The sequence below is a fragment of the Polaromonas sp. YR568 genome, from assembly GCF_943372955.1.
Taxonomy (GTDB): domain Bacteria; phylum Pseudomonadota; class Gammaproteobacteria; order Burkholderiales; family Burkholderiaceae_C; genus Polaromonas.
Genome location: NZ_CALSAL010000001.1, coordinates 609,941 through 635,563, shown reverse-complemented (window position 1 = coordinate 635,563; position 25,623 = coordinate 609,941). Strand labels below are relative to the sequence as shown.

Below are 25,623 nucleotides of genomic sequence, written 5' to 3'. Positions count from 1 at the left end.
GCGGGTGTTATCAGTCAGATAGCGCAGCATTGTGATAAACCTCCTGGGTGTCATCCAGGTCCTCCAGCACATCCAGCAGCTTCTGCATCCGCCGGGCCTCGTCGCCCGACATCTCGATGGTGTTGTCGGCACGCATGGTGACTTCTGCCACCTCCGCTTTCAAGCCGGCGGCTTCCAGCGCGTTTTTTACCGCCTCGAAGCCGGTGTAGGGGGTCAGCACCTCGATGGCGCCGTCTTCGTGGGTGATCACGTCGTCAGCGCCGGAGTCCAGCGCCACCTCCATGATCTTGTCTTCGCTGGTACCCGGGGCGTAAATCAGCTGGCCGCAGTGTTTGAACTGGAAGGCCACCGACCCCTCGGTGCCCATGTTGCCGCCATGCTTGGAAAACGCGTGCCGAACTTCTGCCACGGTGCGCACCTTGTTGTCGGTCATGCAGTCCACGATGATGGCCGCGCCGCCGATGCCGTAGCCCTCATAGCGCACTTCCTCGTAATGCACGCCTTCCAGATTGCCCGTCGCCTTGGCAATGCCGTATTTGACGTTCTCGCTGGGCATGTTGGCCGCCTTGGCTTTTTCCACCGCCAGGCGCAGACGCGGGTTGGTCCCCAGATCGCCCCCGCCCATGCGGGCCGCCACCATGATTTCGCGCATCACCCGCGTCCAGACGCGCTGGCGCTTTTCGTCCTGCCGCCCCTTGCGGTGCTGAATATTTGCCCACTTGCTATGACCCGCCACTGCACAATCCCCGGTTACTTTCTGCGCTCCGACAGGTCGGAACGGATGAATTGATTTAATCTACGCCTGCTATTTTACTTTTTCACCTTCTGGACACCGCCATGGCCAATTCCCCCGTCGCTCCGCTGCTGATTGCCAAAAACGCATCCACCCACTGTGAGCTGCTGCCTGGCCTGGCCAACCGCCATGGTCTGATCACAGGCGCCACCGGTACCGGCAAGACAGTGACGCTGCAGACCCTGGCCGAAGGCTTCTCGAAAATCGGGGTGCCGGTCTTCATGGCCGACGTCAAGGGCGACCTCACCGGCATCAGCCAGGCAGGCAGCATCGGCGAGAAGATGGCAGCGGTACTGAAAGACCGGCAGATCGACCTGCCCGAATCAGCCGCCTGCCCGGTCACGCTGTGGGATGTGTTTGGCGAACAGGGCCACCCGGTGCGCGCCACCATCTCCGACATGGGCCCGCTGCTGCTGGGCCGCATGCTCAACCTCAATGAAACCCAGGCGGGCGTGCTTAACCTGGTTTTCAAGATCGCCGACGACAACGGCATGATGCTGCTGGACCTGAAAGACCTGCGCGCCATGCTGCAGCATGTGGGCGACAACGCCAGCGATTTCACCACTCAGTACGGCAACGTCAGCGCTGCCAGCGTGGGCGCCATTCAGCGCGGTTTGCTGCAGATTGAAAGCCAGGGCGGCGAGAAGTTCTTTGGCGAACCGATGCTCAACATCAGCGACTTCATGCAGACGGTCGATGGCAAAGGCGTGGTCAACATCCTCACCGCCGACAAGCTGATGAACTCGCCGCGCCTTTACGCCACCTTCCTGCTGTGGATGCTGTCCGAGCTGTTCGAGCAGTTGCCCGAAATCGGTGATCCTGACAAGCCCAAGCTGGTGTTTTTCTTTGACGAAGCCCACCTGCTCTTCAATGAAGCGCCCAAGGTGCTGATTGAGCGCATCGAACTGGTGGTACGACTGGTGCGCTCCAAGGGTGTCGGTGTGTATTTCGTGACGCAGAACCCGCTGGACATTCCTGATTCCGTGCTGGCACAGTTGGGCAATCGTGTGCAGCACGCACTGCGCGCCTTCACCCCGCGCGACCAGAAGGCTGTGAAAGCCACCGCGCAGACCATGCGGCAAAAGCCGGGCCTCGACATCGAAACAGCCATCACCGAGCTGGCGGTAGGTGAAGCGCTGGTCAGCCTGCTGGACGTCAAAGGCCGACCCGGTATCACCGAACGGGTCTATGTGCTGCCCCCGGGCAGCCAGATCGGGCCGATCGCACCACAACAGCGCCAGTCGCTGATTCAGAACTCGCTGGTTGCTGGCGTTTACGAGAAAGCAGTCGACCGGGAATCGGCTTACGAAAAGCTCAAGGTCCGCGCAGAAGCGGCCGCAGACAGCGCCGCCCAGGCGCCCAACGGCGGCGCTGCCGGCCAAAACAGCTCCGGCGGCATCCTCGGCGGGCTCAACGACGTGCTGTTTGGCAGCACCGGCCCCCGTGGCGGCAAGCACGACGGCCTGGCGCAAAGCATGGCCAAGTCGGCGGTGCGCACCATGGGCTCGGCCGTGGGCCGGGAAATCATCCGGGGTGTGCTGGGTGGCATCTTTGGCGGCAAACGGCGTTGACCCTCCTGACAATCCACGCACCAAGGGTCACGGGTCCGCAACACATAGTAACGAAAACCAGTTGGCTTCGGCCTGCGTACTGGAATGGTTGACCGGCCGGCTCAAACCCCCTAAGGCCAACCCTGAGCAGATTGTCCGCAACGACTTGCCTCCAACCCCACGTCCACCGAACATGACCCATCCACCCGCCCAAGTCCACGTCGTCAACCACCCGCTGGTGCAGCACAAGCTCACGCTGATGCGCCGCAAGGACGCATCGACCAATACCTTTCGCACGCTGCTCAATGAGCTCAGCATGCTGATGGCTTATGAGGTCACGCGCGACATGCCGACGCAGGAGATCGATATCGAAACCCCGCTGGAGAGGATGAAGTCCCGCGTGATCGATGGCAAGAAGCTGGTCTTTGTGTCCATCCTGCGGGCGGGCAACGGCATCCTCGAAGGCATGCTCAGCGTGGTGCCGGGCGCCCGTGTCGGCCATGTGGGCCTGTACCGCGACCCGAACACGCTGATGGCGGTGGAGTACTACTTCAAGATGCCGCAAGACATGCAGGAGCGCGACATCGTGGTGGTTGATCCGATGCTGGCCACCGGCAATTCGGCCATTGCGGCGGTCGCAAGGCTGAAGGCCCTGAAACCGAAGTCCATCAAGTTCGTCTGTTTGTTGACCTGCCCCGAAGGTGTTGCCGCCATGCAGGCCGCGCACCCGGACGTGGCCATCTACACCGCCGCCATTGACCGGCAGCTCAACGAGCACGGCTACATCCTCCCGGGTCTGGGCGACGCCGGCGACCGCATCTTCGGCACCAAATAGACATGGGCCTGCATTGCACCGCACGGCGGGTGGCCGTGGCCTTGCTGCTGGGCATCAGCACGCAACTGATTGCCGCGCCTTTCACGCCGGCCAGTGACAGCGAAGTCGTGGAGCGGCTGCCCCTCGCGACCGATCCATCGGCCCGCCGCGTGGAGTCTCTGCGCCGGCAACTGGCGGCCAAGCCTGCTGACAACGCGCTGCGCATCGAGGTGGCCCGGCAGTACTTTGAACTCGCCATGGCCCAGGGCGATCCGCGTCTGGTGGGCTATGCCGCAGCGACGATTGCGCCCATGGCCCCCACGGCGGCTGACAACTCGGATTACTGGTTCATCCAGGGCCTGATTCAGCAATACAGCCACAACTTTGAGGGCAGCCTGCAGAGCCTGGCCAAGGCAGCGCAGCTCAATCCGGCAGCGACTGGCCCGCTGTCGTGGCGCTCGGCAGTGTTGATGGTGCAGGCCCGCTACCCCGAAGCGCTGGCCGAGTGCGAACGACTGGCACCACTGGCCGAGCCACTGCTGGTGCTGGGCTGCCGCACCTTCGTCAAAGCCACCACCGGCGAGCTGCGTGCCAGCTTCGAAGCCATGCAACAGGCCCTGAAAGACACGCGCAACGCATCGCCAGAACTGCTGCTGTGGCTTTACACCCGGCTCGGCGAGATGGCCATGCGGCTGCCTCAACCCGATGTGGCTGAAGACTTTTTCACCAAGGCCCTGAAGCTGGGTCTGACCGACCAGTACCTGCTGGGCGCTCACGCCGACTTGCTGATGGCGCGCCAACGGCCAGCCGAAGTCATCCAGCTGCTGGAACGTTGGGAACGCTCCGACGTATTGCTCTTGCGTCTGGCGCTCGCCGGCAAGGCCATCCAGCACCCAAAAGCCAGGGACTGGGCCGCCCAGCTGCGCGACCGTTTCGCCGCCGCTGCCTTGCGTGGCGACAGACTGCACGAGCAGGAAGCCGCCCGCTTTGCGCTGGACGTGGAAGGCAACCCCTCGCAGGCGCTCTTGCTGGCCACCAACAACTACCAGATCCAGAAGGAACCGCGCGACGCGGAAATCCTGATGCGCGCAGCACTGGCCGCAGACAAAGCCGCCGCAGCCGCGCCAGCGCTTGAATGGCTGCAGACCAGCCGCTACGAAGACCCGGCCATGGCCGCCCTCGCCGCACAGCTTCGCAGCAAGGGAGCCAAACCATGATGCAGCGCCTGGCCGCCCGCGCATTGGGGATGCTGATCGGGGTAGTGGCCTTGTTCAGCAGCAGCGCCTGGGCCCACAAACCCAGCGACAGCTACCTCACCCTGCGCGCGGCAGAAGGCAGCAGCGCCATTGCCGTGCGCTGGGACATTGCCCTGCGCGACCTCGACTACGTGCTGCAACTCGACCGCGACAGCAACGGTGAGATCACATGGGGCGAGGTACGCACGCGCGCCGACGACATCACCCAGCTCGCCACCAGCCGACTCGCCTTGAGTGCTGCCGATCAATCCTGCACCTGGGCAAGCACCGGCCCCTTGCAGCTCGACACGCACAGCGATGGCACCTACGCTGTGCTCAGCCTCACCGCCCAATGCGGCGCAGCGGCATCACTGCAAGCTCCGCTGAAGGCCGTCTATTCATTGTTCTTTGAAGTGGACCCTTCACACCGTGGCCTGGTGCAATGGACGAGCCCCGGCGTAGAGTCTGTGCAAGCGCTGATCTTCGGCAACGATTCAGCCGAGCAAACGCTGGCGCTGCAACCTGCTGGCGCGTGGCAGACCCTGCGCCAGTATCTGATCGACGGCACCTGGCACATCTGGATCGGCTATGACCACATCCTCTTTTTACTGGCCCTCCTGCTGCCCGCCGTGCTGGTGCGCAGCGGCAACCAGTGGGAGAGCGCGCCACGCTTCGGCGGCGCCGTCAAAGAGGTTTTCAAGGTCGTTACCGCCTTCACGCTCGCGCATTCCATCACCCTCAGCCTAGCCGCCCTGCAGATCGTTACCCTGCCCTCGCGGCTGGTCGAATCGGCGATTGCAGCGTCTGTGGTCATAGCCGCACTGAACAACCTCAGGGGCGCTGTCGATTCAAAGCGCTGGGTCATGGCCTTTGTGTTCGGCCTGATTCACGGCTTCGGTTTCGCATCCGTACTCGCCGATCTGGGTCTGCCTTCAGGCGCACTGGTGCTGGCACTGGTGGGATTCAATGTGGGCGTCGAGCTGGGCCAGCTCGCTATCGTGGCGGTATTCCTACCACTGGCGTTCTCGCTGCGCCACACCAGCTTTTACCGGGTGGGTGTGCTCAAAGGCGGCTCAGTGCTGGTGGCGATTCTGGCCGCGTGGTGGCTGGTGCAGCGACTGTTTGATCTGTAGCGGAAGCCAATAAAAAAGGGCCAGCACTTACGCGCTAGCCCCTGAATTCATTGGCTCCTCAACCTGGGCTCGAACCAGGGACCTACGGATTAACAGTCCGGCGCTCTACCAACTGAGCTATTGAGGAATACAGCCTAAGATTATAGCGCGGTTTTCGGTGCTTTCCGGGGCAGCACCTTCTCGACTTGCCCAAACCCGCGTCTTTGGTGCGCCCAAGGCATTCAAGGATGCCGCCAAGCCGTGACAGGACTAATATTCACCGCATGGTGTCCGCGCTTGCTTTGTTCACAGGTCTCTCACGTGGAGCCCGCTGGCTATGGTGAAACCTGTGCGCTCGGTTCACTGGCTGACGCCGGGCGATGCGTTTCCCCCTTTGAATGATGCGTGGGGCCCGAATGATCCCGCGCCGGGGCTGATTGCGGCTGGCGGTTCGCTCGACACACCGACGCTGCTGGACGCCTATTCGCGAGGCATCTTCCCGTGGTTCAGCGATGGGCAGCCGACGCTGTGGTGGAGCCCGGACCCGCGCATGGTGTTGCAGACGGCGCAGTTCCGCCTGCACCGCTCACTCAAGCAGGTGCTGAAACGCTTTCGGGACGACGCCGACTGCGAGGTGCGGTTTGACAGCGCATTTGTTCAGGTGATCCAAGCCTGCGCCGCGCAGGCCCGCGAAGGCCAGTCGGGTACCTGGATTGTTCCGGAGATGCAGGAGGCTTACGTCGCCTTGCACCGCGCAGGCCACGCCCACAGCGTGGAAACGTGGGTTCGTGGCGAACTGGTGGGTGGCCTCTATGGTGTGAACCTGGGCCGTATGGTGTTTGGCGAGTCGATGTTTTCGCGGCAAACAGATGCATCGAAGATTGCGCTGGCGGCGCTGGTGGCGTTTTGCCGCGCGCAGGGCGTGGCGATGATCGATTGCCAGCAAAACACCCGGCACCTTGCGTCGCTCGGCGCAGGCGAGATTCCCCGCCGTGAATTTGCCGCGCATCTGGGCGCTACGGTACGGGAAACCGCCCCCGTCTGGCGCTTCGAACCCGTATACTGGAATCAGCTTTTTTGAAGACGTTTTTGATCGCTTTTCAGTCTTCATTCCGGACTTCAAAACTCCACCGCTAGGACCGCCACCGCCCCTTGTGACGCGCAGTGAAAAACAGTGACACACCTTAAGGACCTGCCCCTTCAGACCTTGCAGTTCTATGCAACGGCACCCTACCCCTGCAGCTACCTGCCGGGGCGGCAGGCCCGCTCGCAGGTGGCCACGCCCAGCCACCTGATTCACAACGACGCGTACTCCGAGCTGGTGACCAACGGTTTCCGGCGCAGCGGCATGTTCACTTACCGACCCTATTGCGATGGCTGCCAGGCCTGCGTACCGCTGCGGGTTCCCGTGAAGACCTTTGCCCCGAGCCGCAGCCAGCGCCGCGCATGGAAGCAGCACGGCAACCTGCAAGCGCGCATCCTCAAGCTGTGCTTCATGCCGGAGCACTACCAGCTCTACCTGCGCTACCAGAACGGGCGCCACGCCGGCGGCGGCATGGACCACGACAGCATTGACCAGTACACCCAGTTCCTGCTGCAAAGCCGGGTCAACTCGCGGCTGGTGGAGTTCCGCGAGTCACTGCCCAATGGCGAGCCCGGGGCGCTGAAGATGGTGTCCATCCTCGACGTGCTGGAAGACGGCATTTCTGCGGTTTACACCTTCTACGAACCCGACCAGGGCGCCAGCTACGGCAACTACAGCATCCTGTGGCAGATCGACCAGGCGCGGCAGCTTGACCTTCCCCATGTCTACCTCGGCTACTGGATCGCCGAAAGCCCGAAGATGAACTACAAGGCAGGCTTCCAGCCCTGCGAGGTGCTGCTGGGCGGGCAGTGGGTCAGCGCGACTGACGGTGCATCGGGCCCGACTGGTGACGGCCGAATTAGTGCATTGACGCAGCCGCTGACCGATCCATCGCCCTGAGCTCCATGGGCGCCATGCGCGCTGTCATTTCACAAGGTAAAATTTACTGCAGGAACCCTGCACATGAAAAAGCCTGACAACGCACTGCCCGCCACGCCGACCGTTCAGGTCATTGAACGCATGTTCACCCTGCTGGAGATTCTGGCGAGCCGCGAGGAAGCGGTTTCACTCAAGGAAATCAGCGAGAAGTCAGGGCTGCACCCCTCCACCGCCCACCGCATCCTGAACGATCTGGCCACTGGCCGTTTTGTCGATCGGCCTGCTGCCGGCAACTACCGCCTTGGCATGCGTCTGCTGGAACTGGGTAATCTGGTGAAGGCGCGGCTGAGTGTGCGCGACGCCGCACTGGCGCCCATGCGCGAGCTGCACAAGTTGACGCAGCAGCCGGTGAACCTCAGCATGCGCCAGGGGGACGAGATTGTGTATGTCGAGCGCGCCTACAGCGAGCGCAGCGGCATGCAGGTGGTGCGCGCCATTGGCGGGCGCGCGCCGCTGCACCTCACCTCGGTCGGCAAGCTCTTTCTGGCGTTCGACGACCCGCAGCGCCTGCGCACCTACGCCACGCGTACCGGCCTGCCCGGGCAGACGCGCAACAGCATCACGCAGCTGCCGGTGCTGGAGCGCGAGCTGTCGAAGGCGCGCCAGTACGGGATTGCGCGTGACAACGAGGAGCTGGAGATGGGCGTGCGCTGCATGGCGGCAGGCATTTACGACGACCAGAACAAGCTGGTCGCGGGCTTGTCCATTTCGGCCCCTGCAGACCGGCTTGATGAGCAATGGCTGCCCAAGCTGCAGGCCACGGCCAACGAGATCTCGACCGCGCTGGGCTACAGAGCCCGCGCATGAAATCAGCCAGTCACCCCGCCCGACCACGGATGGCCAGACGCTCCCTGCAACCACGCAGAGAACCTGAGCGCATGACGTCTCCGCCTGCCCTGCCACCCGCCTCCAACTTTGCTTTACCGCCTGTTTACCGGACGCCATCCTGTCCTACATCTGCGATGCCCACCGTGCCACCATAATCAATTTGACAATTGGCCCGCCCGTTGAGCATTCAGCGGGCCGGAGCGCGGGACGATCTTTCCGCACTCCCGCCGCCTTTTCATGGGTCATTCCCATCCAATAAAAACAAAGCGGGTCCGGTCATCGGACACTGTGGGTAACGAGGACATCCGATGGATCCGACTGCCAAGACGACACCCTACACGTCGCCAGACACTCCCCAACCACGGCGCTTCAGTCGCCGCGCCAAAATCATCGGCGGGCTGCTGGCCCTGCTCCTGCTGGCCGGCACCGGCTGGCTGGCCTGGTACCTGACCCGCCCCGCGGCAGAGGGTGCCGCCGGCCCCGGTGGCAGACGCGGCGCACCTTCCACAACTGTTGGCGTGGCCACCGCAGAGGCAGCCAGCATTCCGGTCGTTATCGAGGCACTCGGCACCGTCACGCCACAGGCCACCGTCAGGGTACGCCCCCAGGTGTCTGGCGTGATGGAGAAGGTCCTCTTCAAGGAAGGCCAGATGGTCAAGGCGGGCGACCTGCTGGCCACCATCGATCCGCGCCAGTTTGAAATGGCCCTGATGCAGGCCAGCGGCCAGCGTCTGCGCGACGAAGCCCAGCTCGACAGCGCGCGCGTCACCTTGCAGCGCTTCAGGACACTGCTGGAGCAGGACTCGATTGCCCGCCAGGAAGTAGACACCCAGGCCGCGCTGGTCAAGCAGCTGGAAGGCACCGTCACCATCAATAAGGCCAACGAGGGCACGGCACGCCTGAACCTCGGCTACACCCGGGTCGTGGCACCCATCAGCGGCCGCGTCGGCCTGCGCACGGTGGACGTGGGCAACGTGGTGAGCAACAGCGACGCCAATGGCATCGCCCTGATCACGCAGGTCACGCCGATTGACGTGGTGTTCGCCGTCCCGCAGGACCGCGTGGGCGAGCTGCAGCAAAACGTGGCCAGCGGCACGCCGATGAAGGTCACAGCACTGGATCGCACCCGCACCACTGTGCTGGACACCGGTGTGTTCGCGTCGCTCGACAACCAGGTCGACACCACCACCGGCACGGTCAAGGCCAAGGCCCGTTTCACTAACAGCAAGCTGAGCCTGTTTCCCAGCCAGTTCGTGAATGTGCGGCTGGAAGTCAGAACCATCGATAACGCCGTGGTCGTGCCCGTCACCGCCGTGCGGCTGGGCGCCACCGGCGACTATGTGTATGTGCTCAACCCGGCTGAACGAACCGTGTCGCTGCGACCGGTAAAGCGGGGGCAGGCCACCGCAGAAAAAATCATCATCGCCTCGGGCCTGAAGGCTGGCGAGCAGGTCATCACCGAAGGCGCTGACCGCCTCTCGGATGGCTCACGGGTCGCACTGCCGGGCGATGCACCCGCCGGCGGCCGTGCCGGCCAGGGGCGCAGGCCACGACCGGGTGCCAGCGCACCCGCAGGCAGCGCATCGGTACCTGAGGCGGCGATTCCAGCCGTCCCAACGATTGCTCCGGCGCCAGCCTCTGCTACACAAACCGGCACACCGCCATCGCCCGTTGCCGCCCCCCAACCACAAGGCGTAGAGCGGCCCACCCCCGCACAGCGCCAACGCCTGCTGGATCAGGTGAAAGATGACCCGGTGGCGCTGGAGCGCCGCAAGCGCTTTCTGGAGAACCTCGACAAGGGCGAGCCGGCGGCGCTGGAGCGCTGGCAACGCATGAAGGACAACATGGGCCAGCGCGAGCGGCCCGCGCAGTGACACGGCTTCCGGACACCGCCCGATGAGCCCTTCCAGTCCCTTTATCTTTCGGCCTGTCGCCACCTCGTTGCTGATGGTGGCCATCGTGCTGGCTGGCCTGGTTGGCTTCAAGTTCCTGCCACTGTCGGCGCTGCCGCAGGTCGATTACCCCACCATCCAGGTGCAGACGCTGTACCCCGGCGCCAGCCCGGAAGTGATGGCGCAAACCGTCACCGCACCGCTGGAGCGCCAGTTCGGCCAGATGTCGGGACTGCAGCGCATGAGCTCCACCAGCGCAGCCGGCGTGTCCATCGTCACACTGCAGTTCGATCTGGGTTTGGGCCTCGATGTGGCCGAGCAGGAAGTACAGGCCGCCATCAACGCGGGCGGCTCGCTGCTGCCAGCCGACCTGCCCGCGCCGCCGGTGTATGCCAAGGTGAACCCGGCCGATGCGCCGGTGCTCACGCTGGCCATCACGTCAGACACGCTGCCGCTCACAGAAGTGCAGAACATGGTCAACACCCGGTTGGCGCTGAAGATCAGCCAGGTCAATGGTGTGGGCCTGGTGTCGCTCAGCGGCGGGCAGCGCCCTGCCGTGCGCATTCAGGCCGACACGCGGGCGCTGGCCTCCTACGGGTTGGGGCTGGATTCGCTGCGCTCGGCCATCACGGCGGCCAACGCCAACGCAGCCAAAGGCAGCATTGACGGGCCGACCCGCTCCTACTCCATCAATTCCAACGACCAGCTGGTCGCGGCGGCGGATTACCAGAACCTCATCATTGCCTACCGCAACGGTGCGGCGGTGCGGGTATCCGATGTAGCAAGAGTCGTTGACAGTGCGGAAAACGTGAAGCTGGGCGCCTGGTCTGGTCTGAAGCCAGCCATCATCCTCAACGTGCAGCGCCAGCCCGGTGCCAACGTGATCGCCACCGTCGACGCCATCAAGGCGCGCCTGCCCGAGCTGCAAGCCGACCTGCCGAGCCAGGTGAAGGTCGACATCCTGAGCGACCGCACTACCGGCATCCGCGCCTCGGTGCTGCATGTGGAGATTGAGCTGTTGCTGGCAGTGCTGCTGGTGGTGCTGGTGATCTTTGCCTTCCTCGGCAGCCTGCGCGCCACCGTGATTGCCAGTCTGGCGGTGCCGATTTCCCTGATCGGCACCTGTGGCGCGATGTACCTGCTGGGCTACAGCCTGAACAACCTGAGCCTGATGGCGCTGACGATTGCCACTGGCTTTGTGGTCGACGACGCCATCGTGATGATCGAGAACATCTCGCGCTACATCGAGGAAGGCGAGGCGCCTCTGGCGGCAGCGATCAAGGGCGCGACGCAGATCGGCTTCACCATCATCTCACTGACCGTGTCGCTGATTGCCGTGCTGATCCCGCTGCTCTTCATGGGTGATGTGGTGGGCCGGTTGTTCCGCGAGTTCGCGATCACGCTGGCCATCACCATCCTGATCTCCGGTGTGGTGTCGCTCACCTTGGTACCCATGATGTCAGCGAGATGGTTGAAAGCGAAGGCAGACCATCAGCCCGGCAACGGACAACTGGCTCAATTCAGCGAGAAGATGCACCGGTTCTTCGAGGGCGTGATCGCCCGCTACGACCGCATGCTGGGCTGGGTGCTGCTGCGCCAGGGCGCGACACTGCTGGTGGCGCTGGCCACGCTGCTGCTGACGGTGCTGCTGTATGTGCTGATCCCCAAAGGCCTGTTCCCTACGCAGGACACCGGGCAGCTCCAGGCCAGGGTCGAGACCGCAAAAACGGTGTCTTACGCACGCATGGCCGAGCTGCAGCAGGCGGCGGCCAGGGCGATTCTGGAAGACCCGGATGTGGACGCACTGAGCTCCTTCATCGGTGTGGATGCGGCTAACAACACCATGCTGCACACCGGCCGCATGCTGATCAATCTCAAGCGCGAGCGAACGACCAGCCAGCAGGAAACGATGGACCGCCTCAAGCGCCGCGCAGCCACGGTGGCAGGCGTGACGCTTTACGTGCAGCCCACGCAGGACCTGACCATCGACGCCGAAACCGGGCCCACCCAGTTCCGTGTGTCGCTCGAAGGATCCAGCAACGCTGCGGTGATTGAATGGGCCGGGAAGCTGGCCGAGCGCATGCGTAGCCTTGGCAGCCTCCAGAACATCGCGTCCGATGCAGGCTCCGCCGGTGCCGGCGTTTATGTGACGGTGGACCGCGACACCGCCTCCCGGCTGGGCGTGACCACCTCGTCCATCGACGACGCGCTCTACAGCGCCTTCGGCCAGCGCATCGTCTCGACCATCTTCACCGAGACCAACCAGTACCGCGTGATTCTGGAGGCGCAGGCCGACCAGCTGCTGACGCCTCAATCGCTGGGCAGCCTGCAGCTCAAGACCAGCGCAGGCACCACCACGCCGCTGTCGGCGCTGGCCACCATCTCGGAAAGACCAGCACCGCTGCAGATCACCCGCGTCGCACAGTACCCGGCCACCACGCTGGGCTTTGACACAGCACCGGGCGTGTCGCTGGGCAAGGCAGTGGACCAGATCAAGCAGGCGGCCAAAGACATCGGCCTGCCCAGCAGCGTGACGATGACTTTCCTCGGCGCCGCGGGTGCCTACCAGGCCTCGCTGTCGAACCAGCTCTGGCTGATCCTGGCGGCCGTGATCTGCGTGTACATCGTGCTGGGTGTGCTGTACGAGAGCTACATCCACCCGCTGACGATTCTTTCCACCCTGCCCTCTGCCGGTGTTGGCGCGCTGCTGGCGCTGATGATCAGCGGCTCCGACCTGGGCGTGATCGGCATCATCGGCATCATTTTGCTGATTGGCATCGTGAAGAAGAACGCGATCATGATGATCGACTTCGCGATTGATGCCGAACGCAACGAAGGCAAATCCCCCGAAGAAGCCATCCGGCAGGCCGCGCTGATGCGCTTTCGCCCCATCCTGATGACCACCCTCGCCGCTCTGTTTGCTGCAGTGCCACTGATGCTGGGCTGGGGTGAAGGCGCAGAGCTGCGGCGGCCGCTGGGCTTGTCGATTTTTGGCGGACTGATCGTGAGTCAGGTGTTGACGCTGTTCACCACGCCAGTGATTTATCTGGGGTTTGATCGGTTGGGGCGGAGGTTTGGGCGCGGAAAGGGGCTTGTTGCGTGAGGTCCTTTTCCTGCTTTCAAGTGAGGCGGTCTTTGCTGAGGGTTGAGGCCGGGACTCGCCCCGGCGGGCGAGGCACTTTTCTTTGCTTCGCCAAAGAAAAGTACCCAAAAGAAAGGCTACCCGAAGTCTGGGTCCCTGCGCTTCGCTGCGGACAACCTGCGCTGCTCGACTCCGGCGGGGGTCCGCAGAACTCGCTGCGCTCAAACAACTGCGGCCCTGATCCCGCCTCCATCTGCGCTGCTCGGCCCAGCCACACGGGACAAGCGGGAACGGGAACCAAGTCCACACGGACACGCCATGGCGTGACCTTGTGGACTTCGGTATTTGTCTTTGAATCCCCAACCCTTGTGAATGCGCCGAGGAGCACAGGGCCAGGCGGATCAGGGCTGGCGTTGTCTGAGCCGAAGGCGAGTTTAGCCAGACCCCGCCTGAACCGAGCACCGCAGGTTGCCCGTAGCGAAGCGAAGGGACGCAGGCACCAGGGTCGCCTTTTCTTGGGTTACTTTCTTTTGGCGAAGCAAAAGAAAGTGACTGGCTGCCGGGCCACCCCGACCTCAACCCTCAGCAAACAGCACAACGATCAAGATAAAGACGGCTTCGCCAAGCTCAGTCCGAACGGACAAGGCAGGTCCGCATGAATCTTTCCGAGCCATTCGTCCGCCGCCCAGTCGCCACAGTCCTCCTCACCATCGGCCTGGCCCTCGCCGGCATCGGCGCCTTCTTCGTGCTGCCGGTCTCGCCGCTGCCGCAGGTGGACTTCCCCACCATCTCGGTCAGCGCCTCGCTGCCGGGGGCCAGCCCGGCCACCATGGCCAGCAGTGTGGCCACGCCGCTGGAGCGCCGGCTGGGCGTGATTGCCGGGGTCAACGAGATGACGTCGAGCAGTGGCACCGGCTCTACCCGCATCAGCCTGCAGTTTGACCTGAACCGCAAGATCGATGCAGCGGCGCGTGAGGTGCAGGCAGCCATCAATGCCTCGCGGGCCGACCTGCCCGCCACGCTGCGCAGCAACCCGACCTACCGCAAAGCCAATCCGGCATCTGCGCCGGTCATCATCCTGGCGCTCACGTCACAAACCCGCTCGCCAGGGCAGATTTATGACGAAGTGTCGAATCTGATCCAGCAAAAAATCGCGCAGGTTCCGGGTGTCGGTGACGTGGAGCTGGGCGGTGGTTCGCTGCCTGCGGTGCGGGTGGAGCTGCTGCCTTTTGCGCTGAACCGCTACGGCGTCAGCACAGAAGACGTGCGCGCCGCGCTGCAGGCCTCGAATGCCAACCGGCCCAAAGGCGCCATCGAAGGCAATGGCCAGCGCTTCCAGATTTATTCGGGCTCCAACATGGCCAGCGGCGGGCTCAAGGCGGCTGACTACCGCGACCTGATCGTCGCCTGGCGCAACAACGCAGCGATCCGTCTCAGCGATATAGCGCAGGTCATTGACGGCGTGGAGAACGTCAACACGCTGGGCCTGTTCAACGGCGAGCCTGCGGTGGTGGTGCTGGTCAGGCGCCAGCCCGACGCCAATGTGATCGAGACGGTGGATGGTGTGCGCGCTCTGCTGCCCGAGCTGCAGGCGCAACTGCCGCAAGACGTGAAGCTGCAGGTCGCATCGGACCGGACCACTTCGATCCGCACCTCGCTGCTGGAGATCGAAGTCACCCTGCTCATCTCCATCGTGCTGGTGGTGCTGGTGGTGAGCGCGTTTTTGCGCAGCGCCCGCGCCACGGTAATTCCGGCAGTGGCCACCGTGGTGTCGCTGCTGGGTACCTTCTGCGTGATGTACCTGCTGGGTTTTTCGCTCAACAACCTGAGCCTGATGGCGCTGACGGTGGCCACCGGCTTTGTGGTGGACGATGCCATCGTGGTGCTGGAGAACACCAGCCGTCATATCGAAGCCGGCATGGACCGGTTCAAGGCGGCGCTGCTCGGCGCAAAGGAAGTGGGCTTTACCGTGCTGTCGATCAGCCTGTCGCTGGTGGCGGTGTTCATTCCCTTGCTCTTCATGGGCGGGCAGACCGGGCGGCTGTTCCGCGAATTTGCGGTCACGCTGTCGGCCGCGGTGATGATTTCGCTGGTGATCTCGCTGACCACCACGCCCATGATGTGCGCCTGGCTGCTCAAGCCCGACGCCCACCTGCAGAAGCGCGGCCGTGTGTCGGGCTGGTTTGACGCCGGGTTCAAGCGGGTCTTGCGGCTTTATGAAGTCAGCCTCGACTGGGCACTGGCCAGCAAAGGCCTGGTGATGCTGATTCTGGTGGCCGTGATTGGCCTCAATGTGTACCTTTACATCGCAGCGCCCAAGGGATTTTTCCCGCAGCAGGACACCGGGCAGATCAATGCCGGCATCCGCGCTGACCGGAGCATTTCCTTTCAGGCACTGCAAGGAAAATTGAAGGAACTGGTGGACATCATCCGGCGCGACCCGACGGTGGACACGGTGGTCGGCTTCACCGGTGGCTCGCGCGCCGGTGGCGGCTTCATGTTCATCAACCTCAAGCCGGTGGCCGAGCGCACCGACTCCGGTCAGGCCGTGATTGCACGGCTGCGGCCGCAACTGGCGCAGGTGACGGGGGTGAGCCTGTTCCTCAACCCGGTGCAGGACCTGCGCGGTGGCGGCAGGCAAACCAACTCGACCTACCAGTACACCCTGAAAAGCGACAGCTCGGCTGACCTGAAGGTCTGGGCCACGCGGCTGGCCGACCAGATGAAGCTGCAACCGGCCCTGATTGATGTGGACACCGACCAGCAGGAAAACGGCGTGGAGGTGATGGTGACGGTGGACAAGGAGAGCGCGGCACGCCTGGGCATCAGCTCGCGCGATGTGGACAACGCCCTCTACAACGGCTTCGGCCAGCGGCAGGTGGCCACCATTTATGCCGAGCTCAACCAGTACCGTGTGGTGATGGAGATGGCGCCGCAGTACACCCGCAGCCCGGAATCGCTGAAAGACATCTACATCCCGGTGCGCGGCGGTGCGGGCAGCACACTGGCCGGGGCCACACCTGCCACCACCAGCACAGCCGCAAACCCCGGCTTGCGCGACGCCTCCAGCGGTCAGGTGCTGAGCGCCACCGTCACCCCCATGGTGCCGCTACCCGCGATTGCCAGCATCGGTGAAAGCGCCACGGCGGCATCGGTCAGCCACGAAGACGGGGAGCTCTCCACCACCATCTCGTACAACCTAGCGCCGGGCAGCACGCTCAGCGACGCCGAGGCCGCTGTGCGGCTGGCCGAAGCCCAGATCAGCCTGCCCAACAAGGTGCGGGGCAGCTTCTCGGGCACAGCCCTCAGCGCCCAGCAGTCGCAGAACGAGCAGCCGCTGCTGATTCTGGCGGCCCTGGTGGTGATCTACATCGTGCTGGGCATTCTTTACGAGAGCCTGGTGCACCCGATCACCGTGCTCTCCACCCTGCCCTCGGCCGGCGTCGGTGCGGTGCTGGCGCTGCTGATGTTCAAGCTCGACTTTTCCATCATTGCGCTGATCGGCGTGTTCCTTCTGATCGGCATTGTCAAGAAGAACGCCATTCTCATCATCGACTTTGCACTGGAAGCCGAACGCTCGCGCGGGCTATCGGCTGTCGAAGCGGTGCGCGAAGCCTGCCTGCTGCGCTTCCGGCCCATCCTGATGACCACGCTGGCAGCCATCCTCGGCGCCCTGCCGCTGGCCATCGGCTTTGGTGAAGGTGCCGAGCTGCGCCGGCCGCTGGGCATTGCCATCATCGGCGGGCTGATTGCCAGCCAGTTGCTGACCCTGCTCACCACACCAGTGGTCTATGTGCTGATGGACAGGCTGCGCCGCCGCAGCCCGGGCGAGCGGCAACTGGGCCGGCTGACTGCAGCACCACCCACGCTGGGCGCGCCACAACCTGCGCCCTGACAGACACACCGGGTACACACCATGACTTCCATTTCCCACCATCGCCCGCCGCCTCAAAAGCACAGCACCGGTTCCTTGCTGGTCGCTGCATTCCTCGCGCTGCTGGTCACTGGCTGTGCTGTCGGCCCTGACTACCAGCGCCCGACCACCGTGGATGTCACCGCCTTCAAGGAAGCCGAAGGCTGGGTGCCAGCCGCACCCGCCGATGCGCTGGAGCGCGGCCCGTGGTGGGAGCTGTTCAACGACCCGGTGCTCAACCAGCTGGCCTCGCGTGTGGAGGTGTCCAACCAGAATGTGGCGACGGCTGTGGCCGCCTACGCACAGGCCCGTGCACTGGTGCGTGAGCAGCGCGCCGGGCTCTTCCCCTCGGTCAACCTGAGTGGCGGTGCGTCACGCTCGGGCACCAGCGCAAGCACCAACAACGCCACGGGTCTTACCACCGGCGGCCGCGTGAGCAACAACTACCAGGTCAGCCTGGGCGGCAGCTGGGAGCCCGATGTGTGGGGGCGCCTGGGCCGTACGGTGGACAGCGCACGCGCCAGCGAGCAGGCCAGTGCGGCCGATCTGGCCTCGGCACGCCTCTCTGCACAGGGCGAACTGGCGGTGAGCTACCTCTCGCTGCGGCAGACCGATGCCCAGCTCGCGCTGCTGGCCACCACCCTTGCCGGCTTCCAGCGCGCTGTGGAGATCACCCAGAACCGCTATACCGCCGGCATCGCACCCAGATCCGATGTGCTGCAGGCGCAGACCCAACTGGCTAACGCGCAGGCCGACAACGCCGGGCTGCAGCGCCAGCGCGCCCAGTTCGAGCACGCGATTGCGGTGCTGGTGGGCGAAGCGCCGGGCAACTTCTCGCTGGCGGCAACGGCGTGGAGTCCGACAGTGCCCGAGGTGCCAGTGGGCGTGCCATCGACCCTGCTGCAGCGCCGGCCCGACATTGCGGCGGCCGAGCGCCGCGTGGCCTCGGCCAACGAACAGATCGGCATTGCCAAGAGCGCCTATTACCCCAGCCTGTCGCTCAGCGCGTCGGTGGGTCAAGGCGCCAGCCGCGTGGCGGACCTGTTCAAGGCGTCGAGCAGCGTGTGGTCGTTGGGCCTCTCGGCGGCGCAAGCGCTGTTCAACGCGGGCGCTACCGGCGCAAGGGTGGCGGGCAGCGAAGCAGCGCGGGATCAGGCGGTGGCGCGCTACAGGCAGACCGTGCTGACCGCATTCCAGGACGTGGAAGATCAGCTGTCCGCTACACGGGTTCTGGCCACGCAGCAGGCCCTGCGCCGACAGGCCTCGGAAGCGGCGGATCAGGTCGAGCAACAGGTGCTGAACCGCTACCGCAGCGGCCAGGTGAGCTACACCGAAGTCATCAACGCCCAGGCCACCGCGCTCAACGCCCGGCGCGCACTGGTGCAGGCCATGGCGGACCGGCAGACCACAGCGGTGGCGCTGATCCAGTCGCTCGGTGGCGGCTGGCAGGCGGATGCGGCTGCAGCGAAATAAAAGTCAGCCTGAGGGGGCTGTCGCGGCCGATGCCTGTGACTGCTCATGCAGCGCGTCAAGAAAAAAACGCGCCGCGTCGCTCAACGGCCTGTCCTTGCGGGTGATGGAACCAAAGGCCTCCATCTTGTGCTGGATGCGGCAAGGCAGCACCTTCAGCAAACCGTGATCGCCATAGTGCCGCGCAATCGACTGCGGCATCACGCCGATCATCTCGGTCTGCCCGATCAGGTTGGTGGTGGTCAGGATGGAGGCGGTTTCAATCAGGCCCTTGGGCGTGGGGGCCTGCAGCATGCGGAACTCCTGGTCCAGCACCTCACGCATCGGGCTGCCCAGCGGCTGCAGGATCCACGGGTAGTCCAGCAGGCTGGCAAAGGGCACCACGCGGCGCCCGGCCAGCGGATGCTGCACGCCCACCACCACTGACAGCGCCTCGTTCTCCAGCGCGGTGAAGGTGTAGTCGGCACGGTGCTCGTCGCGGATGCGACCAATGGCCACGTCCAGCTCGCCTTCGCGCAGCAGCTCGAACAGGCGGTCGCTGGTGTCGAGCTGTACATCAACCGACAGCAGCGGATAGGCCTTCTTCAACACCACGATCGCCCGCGTCAGCAGATTGGGCGACGGCGCCATGATGCTGCCCACCGACACCCGACCCGACGAGCCCAGCGCCAGCTCGGCCAGCTCGCGTGTCATCGATTCGACCGAACCGCGCATGCCGCGGAAGTAGCGCAGCACGCTCTCCCCAGCCGGGGTGAGCTTTTGCCCGCGCCCCACCCGCTCGAACAAACGCTGTCCCAGGGCTGACTCCAGCTCCTGGATCATTTTGGTGGCCGCCGGCTGCGTCATGCCCAGCTCGGCCGAGGCCTTGCGCAAGGTGCCATGCTCGCCCACCGCCAGGATCAGCGCCACCTGTCGCATGCGCAGGCGGTTCAGAAGCTGGGGCGTGGCGGTGTGGGAAGTTGATCGTGCAGACATGCTTTAAATGATAACTTGGGATTATCAAATAATCATTTATTTTCAATTTACGTTAACAGTCAGTCTGCCTACCATCGGTTCATTCGATCACCACAACCGACAGGAGACACCCGATGAAATTCCTTTCCACTTTGCTCGTCAGCGCCTGCACGCTGGCCATGGCTGGCACCGCCTTGGCTCAAGATTGGCCGACCCGCCCGGTTCGCATTCTGGTGGGTTCTGCCCCCGGCGGCGGCACCGACGCCATGGCCCGCGCCGTGGCTGACCGCCTCGGACCGCTGCTCAAGCAATCCGTCGTGGCTGAAAACCGCCCTGGCGCCTCCAACACCCTGGCCGCCGACGTGACGGCGAAGTCCACCGACGGCCACACCATGGTGATGGGCGTCTCGACCGCCCATGCCATCGCACCGCACCTGCTCAAGCTGGGCTATGACAACAACAAGGACCTGGTGCCTGTGGTCTTTGTCGGCGCCGTGCCCAATGTGCTGGTGGTCAACAACGCCCTGCCGGTGGACTCGGTCAAGTCGCTGATCACGCTGGCCAAAAGCCAGCCCGGCAAGCTGAACTACGCCACCAGCGGCTCCGGCAGCACGCAGCACATTGCGGCTGAGCTGTTCAAGGACCAGGCGGGCCTTTTCATCACCCACATCCCTTACCGCGGCAGCGGCCCGGCGCTGGTCGACTTGATCGGTGGCCAGGTGCAAATGAGCTTTGACACCATGCCCTCGGTCATTGGTCACATCAAGAATGGCCGCATCAAGGCACTGGCCGTGGCAAGTGCCAAGCGCAACCCGCAGTTGCCCGATCTGCCGACCATGGCCGAAGCCGGCCTGAACGGTGTCGAGATGAGCGCCTGGTACGGCATCTACATGCCGGCCTCTACGCCCAAGGCCGTGCAGGACCGCGTCTACACCGAGGTCACCAAGGTGCTGGCCATGCCCGAGACCCAACAACGCCTGGGCGCTATCGGTGCCGACCTGACCCCGATGACACAAGCGCAGTTTCTGGCCTTTCATAATGCAGAGAACAAGCGCTATGGCGACCTGATCGCCAAGAAAAACATCAAACTGGATTGATACCGTGGAATCACCTGTCATCGCACCTGTCATAGCGATAACGCTGGGCGACGCAGCCGGCATCGGGCCGGAGCTGATTGCGCGCTTGCTGAGCCAGCCTGGCATCACAGCCCGCGCCAACATCGTGCTGGTGGGCGACGCATGGCTCTGGCAGGAAGGCCAGGCCATTGCCGGCCAGAGCGTCACCACGCAAGCGGTGAACAGCCTCGCCGATGTGCGCCAGCGCGCAGACCGTTCACTGCCCGCTTTTCTGGCGGTGAACACCATTGCCCGCGAGCAGGTGCAGCGCAGCCAGGCACAGGCCGCTTGCGGCGCCGCGGTGCTGAAGGTGCTGAACCTCTGCATGGACGGTGCCAAGGCCGGTGCGGTCGATGCCATCTGCTTTGCCCCGCTGAACAAGCAGGCCATGAAGCTGGGCGGCCTGAAGCACGAGGACGAACTGCACCACTTTGCCGAGTACCTGGGCGTGACCGGTTATTTCTGCGAGTTCAACACCCTGGGCGACTTGTGGACGGCGCGGGTGTCATCACACATTCCGCTGAAAGACGCAGCCTCGGTATTGAGTCAGGAACGCATCGTGGCAGCGACCGAGCTGATTTACCGCTCACTGCAAGCCAGCGGCAACGCCAACCCCCAGGTGGCGGTGGCTGCCTTCAACCCGCACGGTGGTGATGGCGGTGTGTGCGGTCGTGAGGAGATCGACATCATCGAGCCCGCTGTGAAAGCCCTGCGCGCCAGTGGCATTCCGGTCGATGGACCCTTCCCGGCCGACACGATTTTTCTGAAGGCGCGCGACGGGCTTTACCAGGCCATCGTCACCATGTACCACGACCAGGGCCAGATCGCGATCAAGCTCATGGGCTTCAGCAAGGGCGTGACGGTGCAAGGCGGCTTGCCGGTACCCATCACCACACCGGCCCACGGCACGGCCTATGACATTGCCGGTAAAGGCCAGGCCGATGTCAACGCCACGCTCAATGCTTTCAAAATCGCCCAGCGCATGGGTGCCGCCCGCCTGCAAACCGCCTGAGCGTCTGAGCGGCTCACCCCCTCTGCGCCATTTCTTTTTTCTCCATCCAGCCACATCATGAAAATCAAATCCGTCCGCGCCCGCGTCTTCGAATGGAAGGGCAAGACCGTTCCGCCGCAAGGCAACTTCTGCTCCAACGCCATGGATCTGGTGTACTCCAACACCGAATCGATGAGCACCTTCCGCTTCCATTCATGGACCGTGGTGGAAATCGAAACCGACGACGGCATCGTTGGTCTGGGCAACGTGGCGCTGGCACCGCACATTGCCAAAGCCATCATCGACCAGTACCTGACGCCGCTGGTCGTGGGCCAGGACCCCTGGGACTACGAATACCTCTGGCAGCGCATGTACCGCGCCACCCATGCCTGGGGCCGCAAGGGCGTGACCATGGCCGCCATCTCGGCGGTGGACCTCGCCATCTGGGACATCCTGGGCAAGTCGGTAAACAAGCCGGTGTTCAAGCTGCTGGGCGGCCGCACCAAGGAAAAGATTCCCTGCTACTACTCCAAGCTCTATCGCACTGACCTGAAGGCGATGCAGGACGAAGCGCAGAAGTACAAGGACGAAGGTTTCACCGCCTTCAAGATGCGCTTTGGCTACGGCCCGGCGCACCTGCAAAAGGGCGTGGCCGAGAACCTGAAATCGGTCGAGGCAATCCGCGAAGTCATCGGTTACGACAACGACCTGATGCTTGAGTGCTACATGGGCTGGAACCTGGAATACGCCAAGCGTATGCTGCCCAAGCTGGAGAAGTTCGAGCCGCGCTGGCTGGAAGAGCCCGTGATTGCCGACGACATTGACGGCTACGCCGAACTGAACCAGCTCACCAGCATTCCGATTTCGGGCGGCGAGCATGAGTTCAGCCTGTACGGCTTCAAGCAGTTGCTCGACAAGAAGGCCGTGAGCGTGGTGCAGTACGACACCAACCGCGTCGGCGGCATCACTGCAGCGCACAAGATCAATGCGCTGTGCGAAGCCTACAGCGTGCCGGTGATCCCGCACGCCGGCCAGATGCACAACTACCACCTGACGATGAGCACCATCGCCTCGCCGATGAGCGAATACTTCCCGATGTTCGATGTGGAAGTGGGCAACGAGCTCTTCTATTACATCTTCGACGGCGAGCCGGTCGCTGAAAACGGTTTCCTGCAGCTTGATGACAACAAGCCTGGTCTGGGCCTCACAATGAAGACCGAGTTCCTCAAAGACTTCAACATTGTCGAATGACCAACATGGCAGCCAGATACCAGGGCGTATTTCCGGTGGTGCCCACCACCTTTGATGAAGCCGGTGCGCTGGACCTGGAGAGCCAGAAGCGCTGCGTCGATTTCATGATCGACGCCGGCTCCGCGGGCCTGTGCATCCTCGCGAATTTTTCCGAGCAGTTTGTGCTATCGGACGACGAACGCGAAGTGCTCACCCAAACCATCTTGAAACATGTGGCAGGCCGCGTGCCGGTGATCGTGACCACCACCCACTTCGGCACCAAGGTGTGTGCCGAGCGCAGCCGCCGCGCGCAGGACCTGGGCGCCGCCATGGTGATGGTAATGCCGCCCTACCACGGGGCCACCATCCGGGTGAGCGAGGCGCAAATCTACGGATTCTTCAGCCAGCTTTCGGATGCCATCGACATCCCCATCATGATCCAGGACGCGCCAGTCAGCGGAACGCCGTTGTCCGCCGCGTTTCTGGCCCGCATGGCCAAAGAGATCACCAACGTCTGCTACTTCAAGATCGAAACGCCCGGCGCTGCTTCCAAGCTGCGCGAGTTGATCCGCCTCGGCGGCGATGCGATTGAAGGCCCATGGGATGGCGAAGAAGCCATCACGCTGCTGCCTGACCTGCATGCGGGCGCGACTGGCGCCATGACGGGCGGCGGCTACCCAGACGGCATCCGAACCATCATGGACGCCTGGCAGACGGGCAAGCATGAGGAAGCCGCTGACGCTTACCAGCGCTGGCTGCCGCTGATCAACTACGAAAACCGCCAGGGCGGAATTCTGACCGCCAAGGCACTGATGAAGGCCGGCGGCGTGATTGCCTGCGAGGCGCCACGCCATCCCTTTCCTGCCATGCAGCCTGAAGTGCGCGAGGGCCTCCTAGCCACTGCCCGGCGGCTGGACCCGCTGGTTCTGCGCTGGGCACGATAGCCCGCCCCGAAATCCATACCCACTCACGCAAAGACGCATTCCACCATGGCCTCCTCACCCCATCACAACCTTATCAACGGCCAATGGGTCACTGGCACCAGTGGCAACATCAGCACCGGTGAAACCACCAGCGCCAACATTAACCCGTCAAACCTGTCGGACGTGATTGGCGAATACGCGCAGGCCGATGCCTCAGGTCTTGACGCTGCAGTACAAGCTGCGCAAGCGGCCTTTCCGGCCTGGTCCACCTCGGGCATTCAGGCCCGCTCGGACGCACTTGACAAGATCGGCACCGAAATCCTCGCCCGCCGCGAGGAGCTGGGCACCCTGCTCTCGCGCGAAGAAGGCAAGACCCGGCCCGAGGGCATTGGCGAGGTCACCCGCGCCGGCCACATCTTCAAGTTCTTTGCCGGCGAATGTCTGCGCCTGAGTGGCGAGACGCTGCCCTCCGTGCGACCCGGCATCGGTGTGGAGATAACCCGCGAGCCGGTGGGTGTGGTGGGGCTCATCACACCGTGGAACTTTCCCATCGCCATTCCCGCGTGGAAGGTGGCGCCGGCGCTGGCCTTCGGCAACTGCGTGGTCCTCAAGCCCGCCGATCTGGTGCCCGGCAGCGCCTGGGCGCTGGCCGACATCATTTCGCGCTCCGGCATTCCGGCTGGCGTGTTCAATCTGGTCATGGGCCCCGGTCGCGTGATTGGTGATGCCATGGTGAACCACCCCGGTATCCACGCCATCAGCTTCACCGGCTCGGTCGGTGTGGGCAGCCGCATTGCCGAGGCCTGCGCGAAGAACCTGAAAAAAGTGCAACTGGAAATGGGTGGCAAGAACCCGCAGGTGGTGCTCGACGATGCCGACCTCGCACAAGCCGTGGAGTTGTGCGCCCAGAGCGCGTTCTACTCGACCGGCCAGCGATGCACCGCCTCCAGCCGCCTGATCGTGACAGAGGGCATCTACCCCGCTTTTGTGAAAGCCTTGCAGGAACGCATGGCGCGCATCAAGGTCGGCGACGCGCTCACAGCCGGTACCGACGTGGGCCCGGTCTCGTCCGAAGCGCAGTTGGAGCAGGACTTGAGCTACATCGCCATCGGCAAGGCCGAAGGCGCAACACTCGCTTTCGGCGGCGAGCGCATCGCCTGCCACACCGGCAGCGGCGCCACCGGTTACTTCATGGCCCCGGCACTCTTCAGCGAAAGCGCAGCCACCATGCGCATCAACCGCGAGGAGATCTTTGGCCCGGTCGCCAGCATCATCCGCGTGAAGAACTACGACGAAGCGCTGGCCACGGCCAATGACACGCCGTTTGGCCTGTCTGCCGGCATCGCCACCAGCAGCCTCAAACACGCCACCCACTTCAAGCGCCACAGCCAGGCCGGCATGGTGATGGTCAACCTGCCAACGGCCGGTGTGGACTATCACGTGCCCTTCGGTGGGCGCAAAGGCTCCAGCTACGGCCCGCGCGAGCAGGGCAAGTACGCGCAGGAGTTCTTCACTACGGTGAAAACCGCCTACACGCTGGCTTGAGCGTGACACCGGGATTACGCTGCTGACTGCGGCGAAAGCTTGCCCAGGCTTGCCATACGGGCTCGCGTTCGTCCAGAATGGGGATCGCTTGTTCCCATTCACCCAGGAACCCCGCATGATCCCCTGTGCCACTTCTCTGGCTGCGGTCGGCCT

General features: G+C 63.9%; 18 protein-coding genes and 1 tRNA gene. 16 read left to right on the top strand and 3 right to left on the bottom strand.

The window, feature by feature from the left end:
• Positions 1–10: 10 nt before the first annotated feature.
• A complete protein-coding gene (locus AAG793_RS02945) occupies positions 11–736 on the bottom strand; it encodes a YebC/PmpR family DNA-binding transcriptional regulator (protein WP_341903788.1) in 726 nt (241 codons plus the stop codon).
• A 101-nt stretch (positions 737–837) separates the two neighbouring features.
• Between AAG793_RS02945 and AAG793_RS02940 the strand changes: the two genes are divergently transcribed.
• The 4 genes from AAG793_RS02940 (at position 838) to AAG793_RS02925 (ending at position 5,525) form a co-directional block, all read left to right on the top strand.
• Positions 838–2,364, top strand: coding sequence for a helicase HerA-like C-terminal domain-containing protein (locus AAG793_RS02940; protein WP_341903785.1), 1,527 nt, complete (start codon positions 838–840; stop codon positions 2,362–2,364).
• Positions 2,365–2,536: 172 nt separating this feature from the next.
• Positions 2,537–3,178 carry a uracil phosphoribosyltransferase gene (gene upp, locus AAG793_RS02935; protein ID WP_341903781.1) on the top strand — a complete coding sequence of 214 codons (642 nt, stop codon included), beginning with the start codon at positions 2,537–2,539 and terminating at the stop codon, positions 3,176–3,178.
• Between the two features lie 2 nt (positions 3,179–3,180).
• A complete protein-coding gene (locus AAG793_RS02930; protein ID WP_341903779.1) occupies positions 3,181–4,374 on the top strand; it encodes a hypothetical protein in 1,194 nt (397 codons plus the stop codon).
• Entirely contained in the window at positions 4,371–5,525 is a 1,155-nt protein-coding gene (locus tag AAG793_RS02925) for a HupE/UreJ family protein (RefSeq protein ID WP_341903776.1), read from the top strand. The genes AAG793_RS02930 and AAG793_RS02925 overlap by 4 nt, the downstream gene beginning before the upstream one ends.
• 51 nt (positions 5,526–5,576) lie before the next feature.
• Here AAG793_RS02925 and AAG793_RS02920 read toward each other — a convergent pair.
• Positions 5,577–5,652: transfer RNA gene (locus AAG793_RS02920), tRNA-Asn, on the bottom strand.
• Positions 5,653–5,841: 189 nt separating this feature from the next.
• Between AAG793_RS02920 and aat the strand changes: the two genes are divergently transcribed.
• The 7 genes from aat to AAG793_RS02885 all read left to right on the top strand — a co-directional run bounded on the left by aat (position 5,842) and on the right by AAG793_RS02885 (position 18,715).
• The gene (gene aat / locus AAG793_RS02915) at positions 5,842–6,585 is read left to right on the top strand and encodes a leucyl/phenylalanyl-tRNA--protein transferase (protein ID WP_341903774.1); all 744 of its coding nucleotides are present in this window, start codon (positions 5,842–5,844) and stop codon (positions 6,583–6,585) included.
• A 93-nt stretch (positions 6,586–6,678) separates the two neighbouring features.
• Entirely contained in the window at positions 6,679–7,488 is an 810-nt protein-coding gene (locus tag AAG793_RS02910) for an arginyltransferase (protein ID WP_341903771.1), read from the top strand.
• A gap of 63 nt (positions 7,489–7,551) precedes the next feature.
• Entirely contained in the window at positions 7,552–8,334 is a 783-nt protein-coding gene (locus AAG793_RS02905; RefSeq protein ID WP_341903769.1) for an IclR family transcriptional regulator, read from the top strand.
• Positions 8,335–8,663: 329 nt separating this feature from the next.
• Positions 8,664–10,229 (top strand): efflux RND transporter periplasmic adaptor subunit, encoded by a 1,566-nt coding sequence (locus tag AAG793_RS02900; protein WP_341903766.1) that lies wholly within the window; start codon positions 8,664–8,666, stop codon positions 10,227–10,229.
• Between the two features lie 22 nt (positions 10,230–10,251).
• Positions 10,252–13,350: an efflux RND transporter permease subunit gene (locus AAG793_RS02895; RefSeq protein ID WP_341903765.1), complete on the top strand. Its 3,099-nt coding sequence runs from the start codon at positions 10,252–10,254 to the stop codon at positions 13,348–13,350.
• A 634-nt stretch (positions 13,351–13,984) separates the two neighbouring features.
• A complete protein-coding gene (locus AAG793_RS02890; protein WP_341903763.1) occupies positions 13,985–17,224 on the top strand; it encodes an efflux RND transporter permease subunit in 3,240 nt (1,079 codons plus the stop codon).
• Positions 17,225–17,245: 21 nt separating this feature from the next.
• A complete protein-coding gene (locus AAG793_RS02885) occupies positions 17,246–18,715 on the top strand; it encodes an efflux transporter outer membrane subunit (protein ID WP_341903760.1) in 1,470 nt (489 codons plus the stop codon).
• A gap of 3 nt (positions 18,716–18,718) precedes the next feature.
• Here AAG793_RS02885 and AAG793_RS02880 read toward each other — a convergent pair whose 3' ends face one another.
• Positions 18,719–19,687, bottom strand: a complete 969-nt coding sequence (locus tag AAG793_RS02880; protein WP_341903758.1) for a LysR family transcriptional regulator — start codon at positions 19,685–19,687, stop codon at positions 18,719–18,721.
• Between the two features lie 158 nt (positions 19,688–19,845).
• On the opposite strand from AAG793_RS02880, the gene AAG793_RS02875 reads away from it, so the two are divergent.
• From AAG793_RS02875 to AAG793_RS02855, 5 genes are read left to right on the top strand one after another with little or no spacing between them, the layout of a single operon-like run.
• Entirely contained in the window at positions 19,846–20,763 is a 918-nt protein-coding gene (locus AAG793_RS02875; RefSeq protein ID WP_341905396.1) for a tripartite tricarboxylate transporter substrate binding protein, read from the top strand.
• Between the two features lie 4 nt (positions 20,764–20,767).
• On the top strand, positions 20,768–21,793 hold the full coding sequence (locus AAG793_RS02870; protein ID WP_341903756.1) for a 4-hydroxythreonine-4-phosphate dehydrogenase PdxA: 1,026 nt from the start codon (positions 20,768–20,770) through the stop codon (positions 21,791–21,793).
• 57 nt (positions 21,794–21,850) lie between these two features.
• Entirely contained in the window at positions 21,851–23,023 is a 1,173-nt protein-coding gene (locus AAG793_RS02865) for an L-rhamnonate dehydratase (protein WP_341903754.1), read from the top strand.
• A 5-nt stretch (positions 23,024–23,028) separates the two neighbouring features.
• The gene (locus tag AAG793_RS02860; RefSeq protein WP_341903751.1) at positions 23,029–23,946 is read left to right on the top strand and encodes a dihydrodipicolinate synthase family protein; all 918 of its coding nucleotides are present in this window, start codon (positions 23,029–23,031) and stop codon (positions 23,944–23,946) included.
• Between the two features lie 45 nt (positions 23,947–23,991).
• Entirely contained in the window at positions 23,992–25,470 is a 1,479-nt protein-coding gene (locus AAG793_RS02855) for an aldehyde dehydrogenase family protein (protein ID WP_341903748.1), read from the top strand.
• The last annotated feature ends 153 nt before the right edge of the window (positions 25,471–25,623 follow it).

What these genes read in the sequence shown, in the direction of transcription:
- AAG793_RS02900 (WP_341903766.1), top strand. Translation starts at nt 8,664, where the DNA reads ATGGATCCGACTGCCAAGACGACACCCTACACGTCGCCAGACACTCCC.
- AAG793_RS02865 (WP_341903754.1), top strand. Translation starts at nt 21,851, where the DNA reads ATGAAAATCAAATCCGTCCGCGCCCGCGTCTTCGAATGGAAGGGCAAG.
- upp (WP_341903781.1), top strand. Translation starts at nt 2,537, where the DNA reads ATGACCCATCCACCCGCCCAAGTCCACGTCGTCAACCACCCGCTGGTG.
- AAG793_RS02930 (WP_341903779.1), top strand. Translation starts at nt 3,181, where the DNA reads ATGGGCCTGCATTGCACCGCACGGCGGGTGGCCGTGGCCTTGCTGCTG.
- AAG793_RS02940 (WP_341903785.1), top strand. Translation starts at nt 838, where the DNA reads ATGGCCAATTCCCCCGTCGCTCCGCTGCTGATTGCCAAAAACGCATCC.
- AAG793_RS02860 (WP_341903751.1), top strand. Translation starts at nt 23,029, where the DNA reads ATGGCAGCCAGATACCAGGGCGTATTTCCGGTGGTGCCCACCACCTTT.
- AAG793_RS02890 (WP_341903763.1), top strand. Translation starts at nt 13,985, where the DNA reads ATGAATCTTTCCGAGCCATTCGTCCGCCGCCCAGTCGCCACAGTCCTC.
- AAG793_RS02895 (WP_341903765.1), top strand. Translation starts at nt 10,252, where the DNA reads ATGAGCCCTTCCAGTCCCTTTATCTTTCGGCCTGTCGCCACCTCGTTG.
- AAG793_RS02925 (WP_341903776.1), top strand. Translation starts at nt 4,371, where the DNA reads ATGATGCAGCGCCTGGCCGCCCGCGCATTGGGGATGCTGATCGGGGTA.
- AAG793_RS02880 (WP_341903758.1), bottom strand. Translation starts at nt 19,687, where the DNA reads ATGTCTGCACGATCAACTTCCCACACCGCCACGCCCCAGCTTCTGAAC.
- AAG793_RS02885 (WP_341903760.1), top strand. Translation starts at nt 17,246, where the DNA reads ATGACTTCCATTTCCCACCATCGCCCGCCGCCTCAAAAGCACAGCACC.
- AAG793_RS02875 (WP_341905396.1), top strand. Translation starts at nt 19,846, where the DNA reads ATGGCTGGCACCGCCTTGGCTCAAGATTGGCCGACCCGCCCGGTTCGC.
- AAG793_RS02905 (WP_341903769.1), top strand. Translation starts at nt 7,552, where the DNA reads ATGAAAAAGCCTGACAACGCACTGCCCGCCACGCCGACCGTTCAGGTC.
- aat (WP_341903774.1), top strand. Translation starts at nt 5,842, where the DNA reads ATGGTGAAACCTGTGCGCTCGGTTCACTGGCTGACGCCGGGCGATGCG.
- AAG793_RS02855 (WP_341903748.1), top strand. Translation starts at nt 23,992, where the DNA reads ATGGCCTCCTCACCCCATCACAACCTTATCAACGGCCAATGGGTCACT.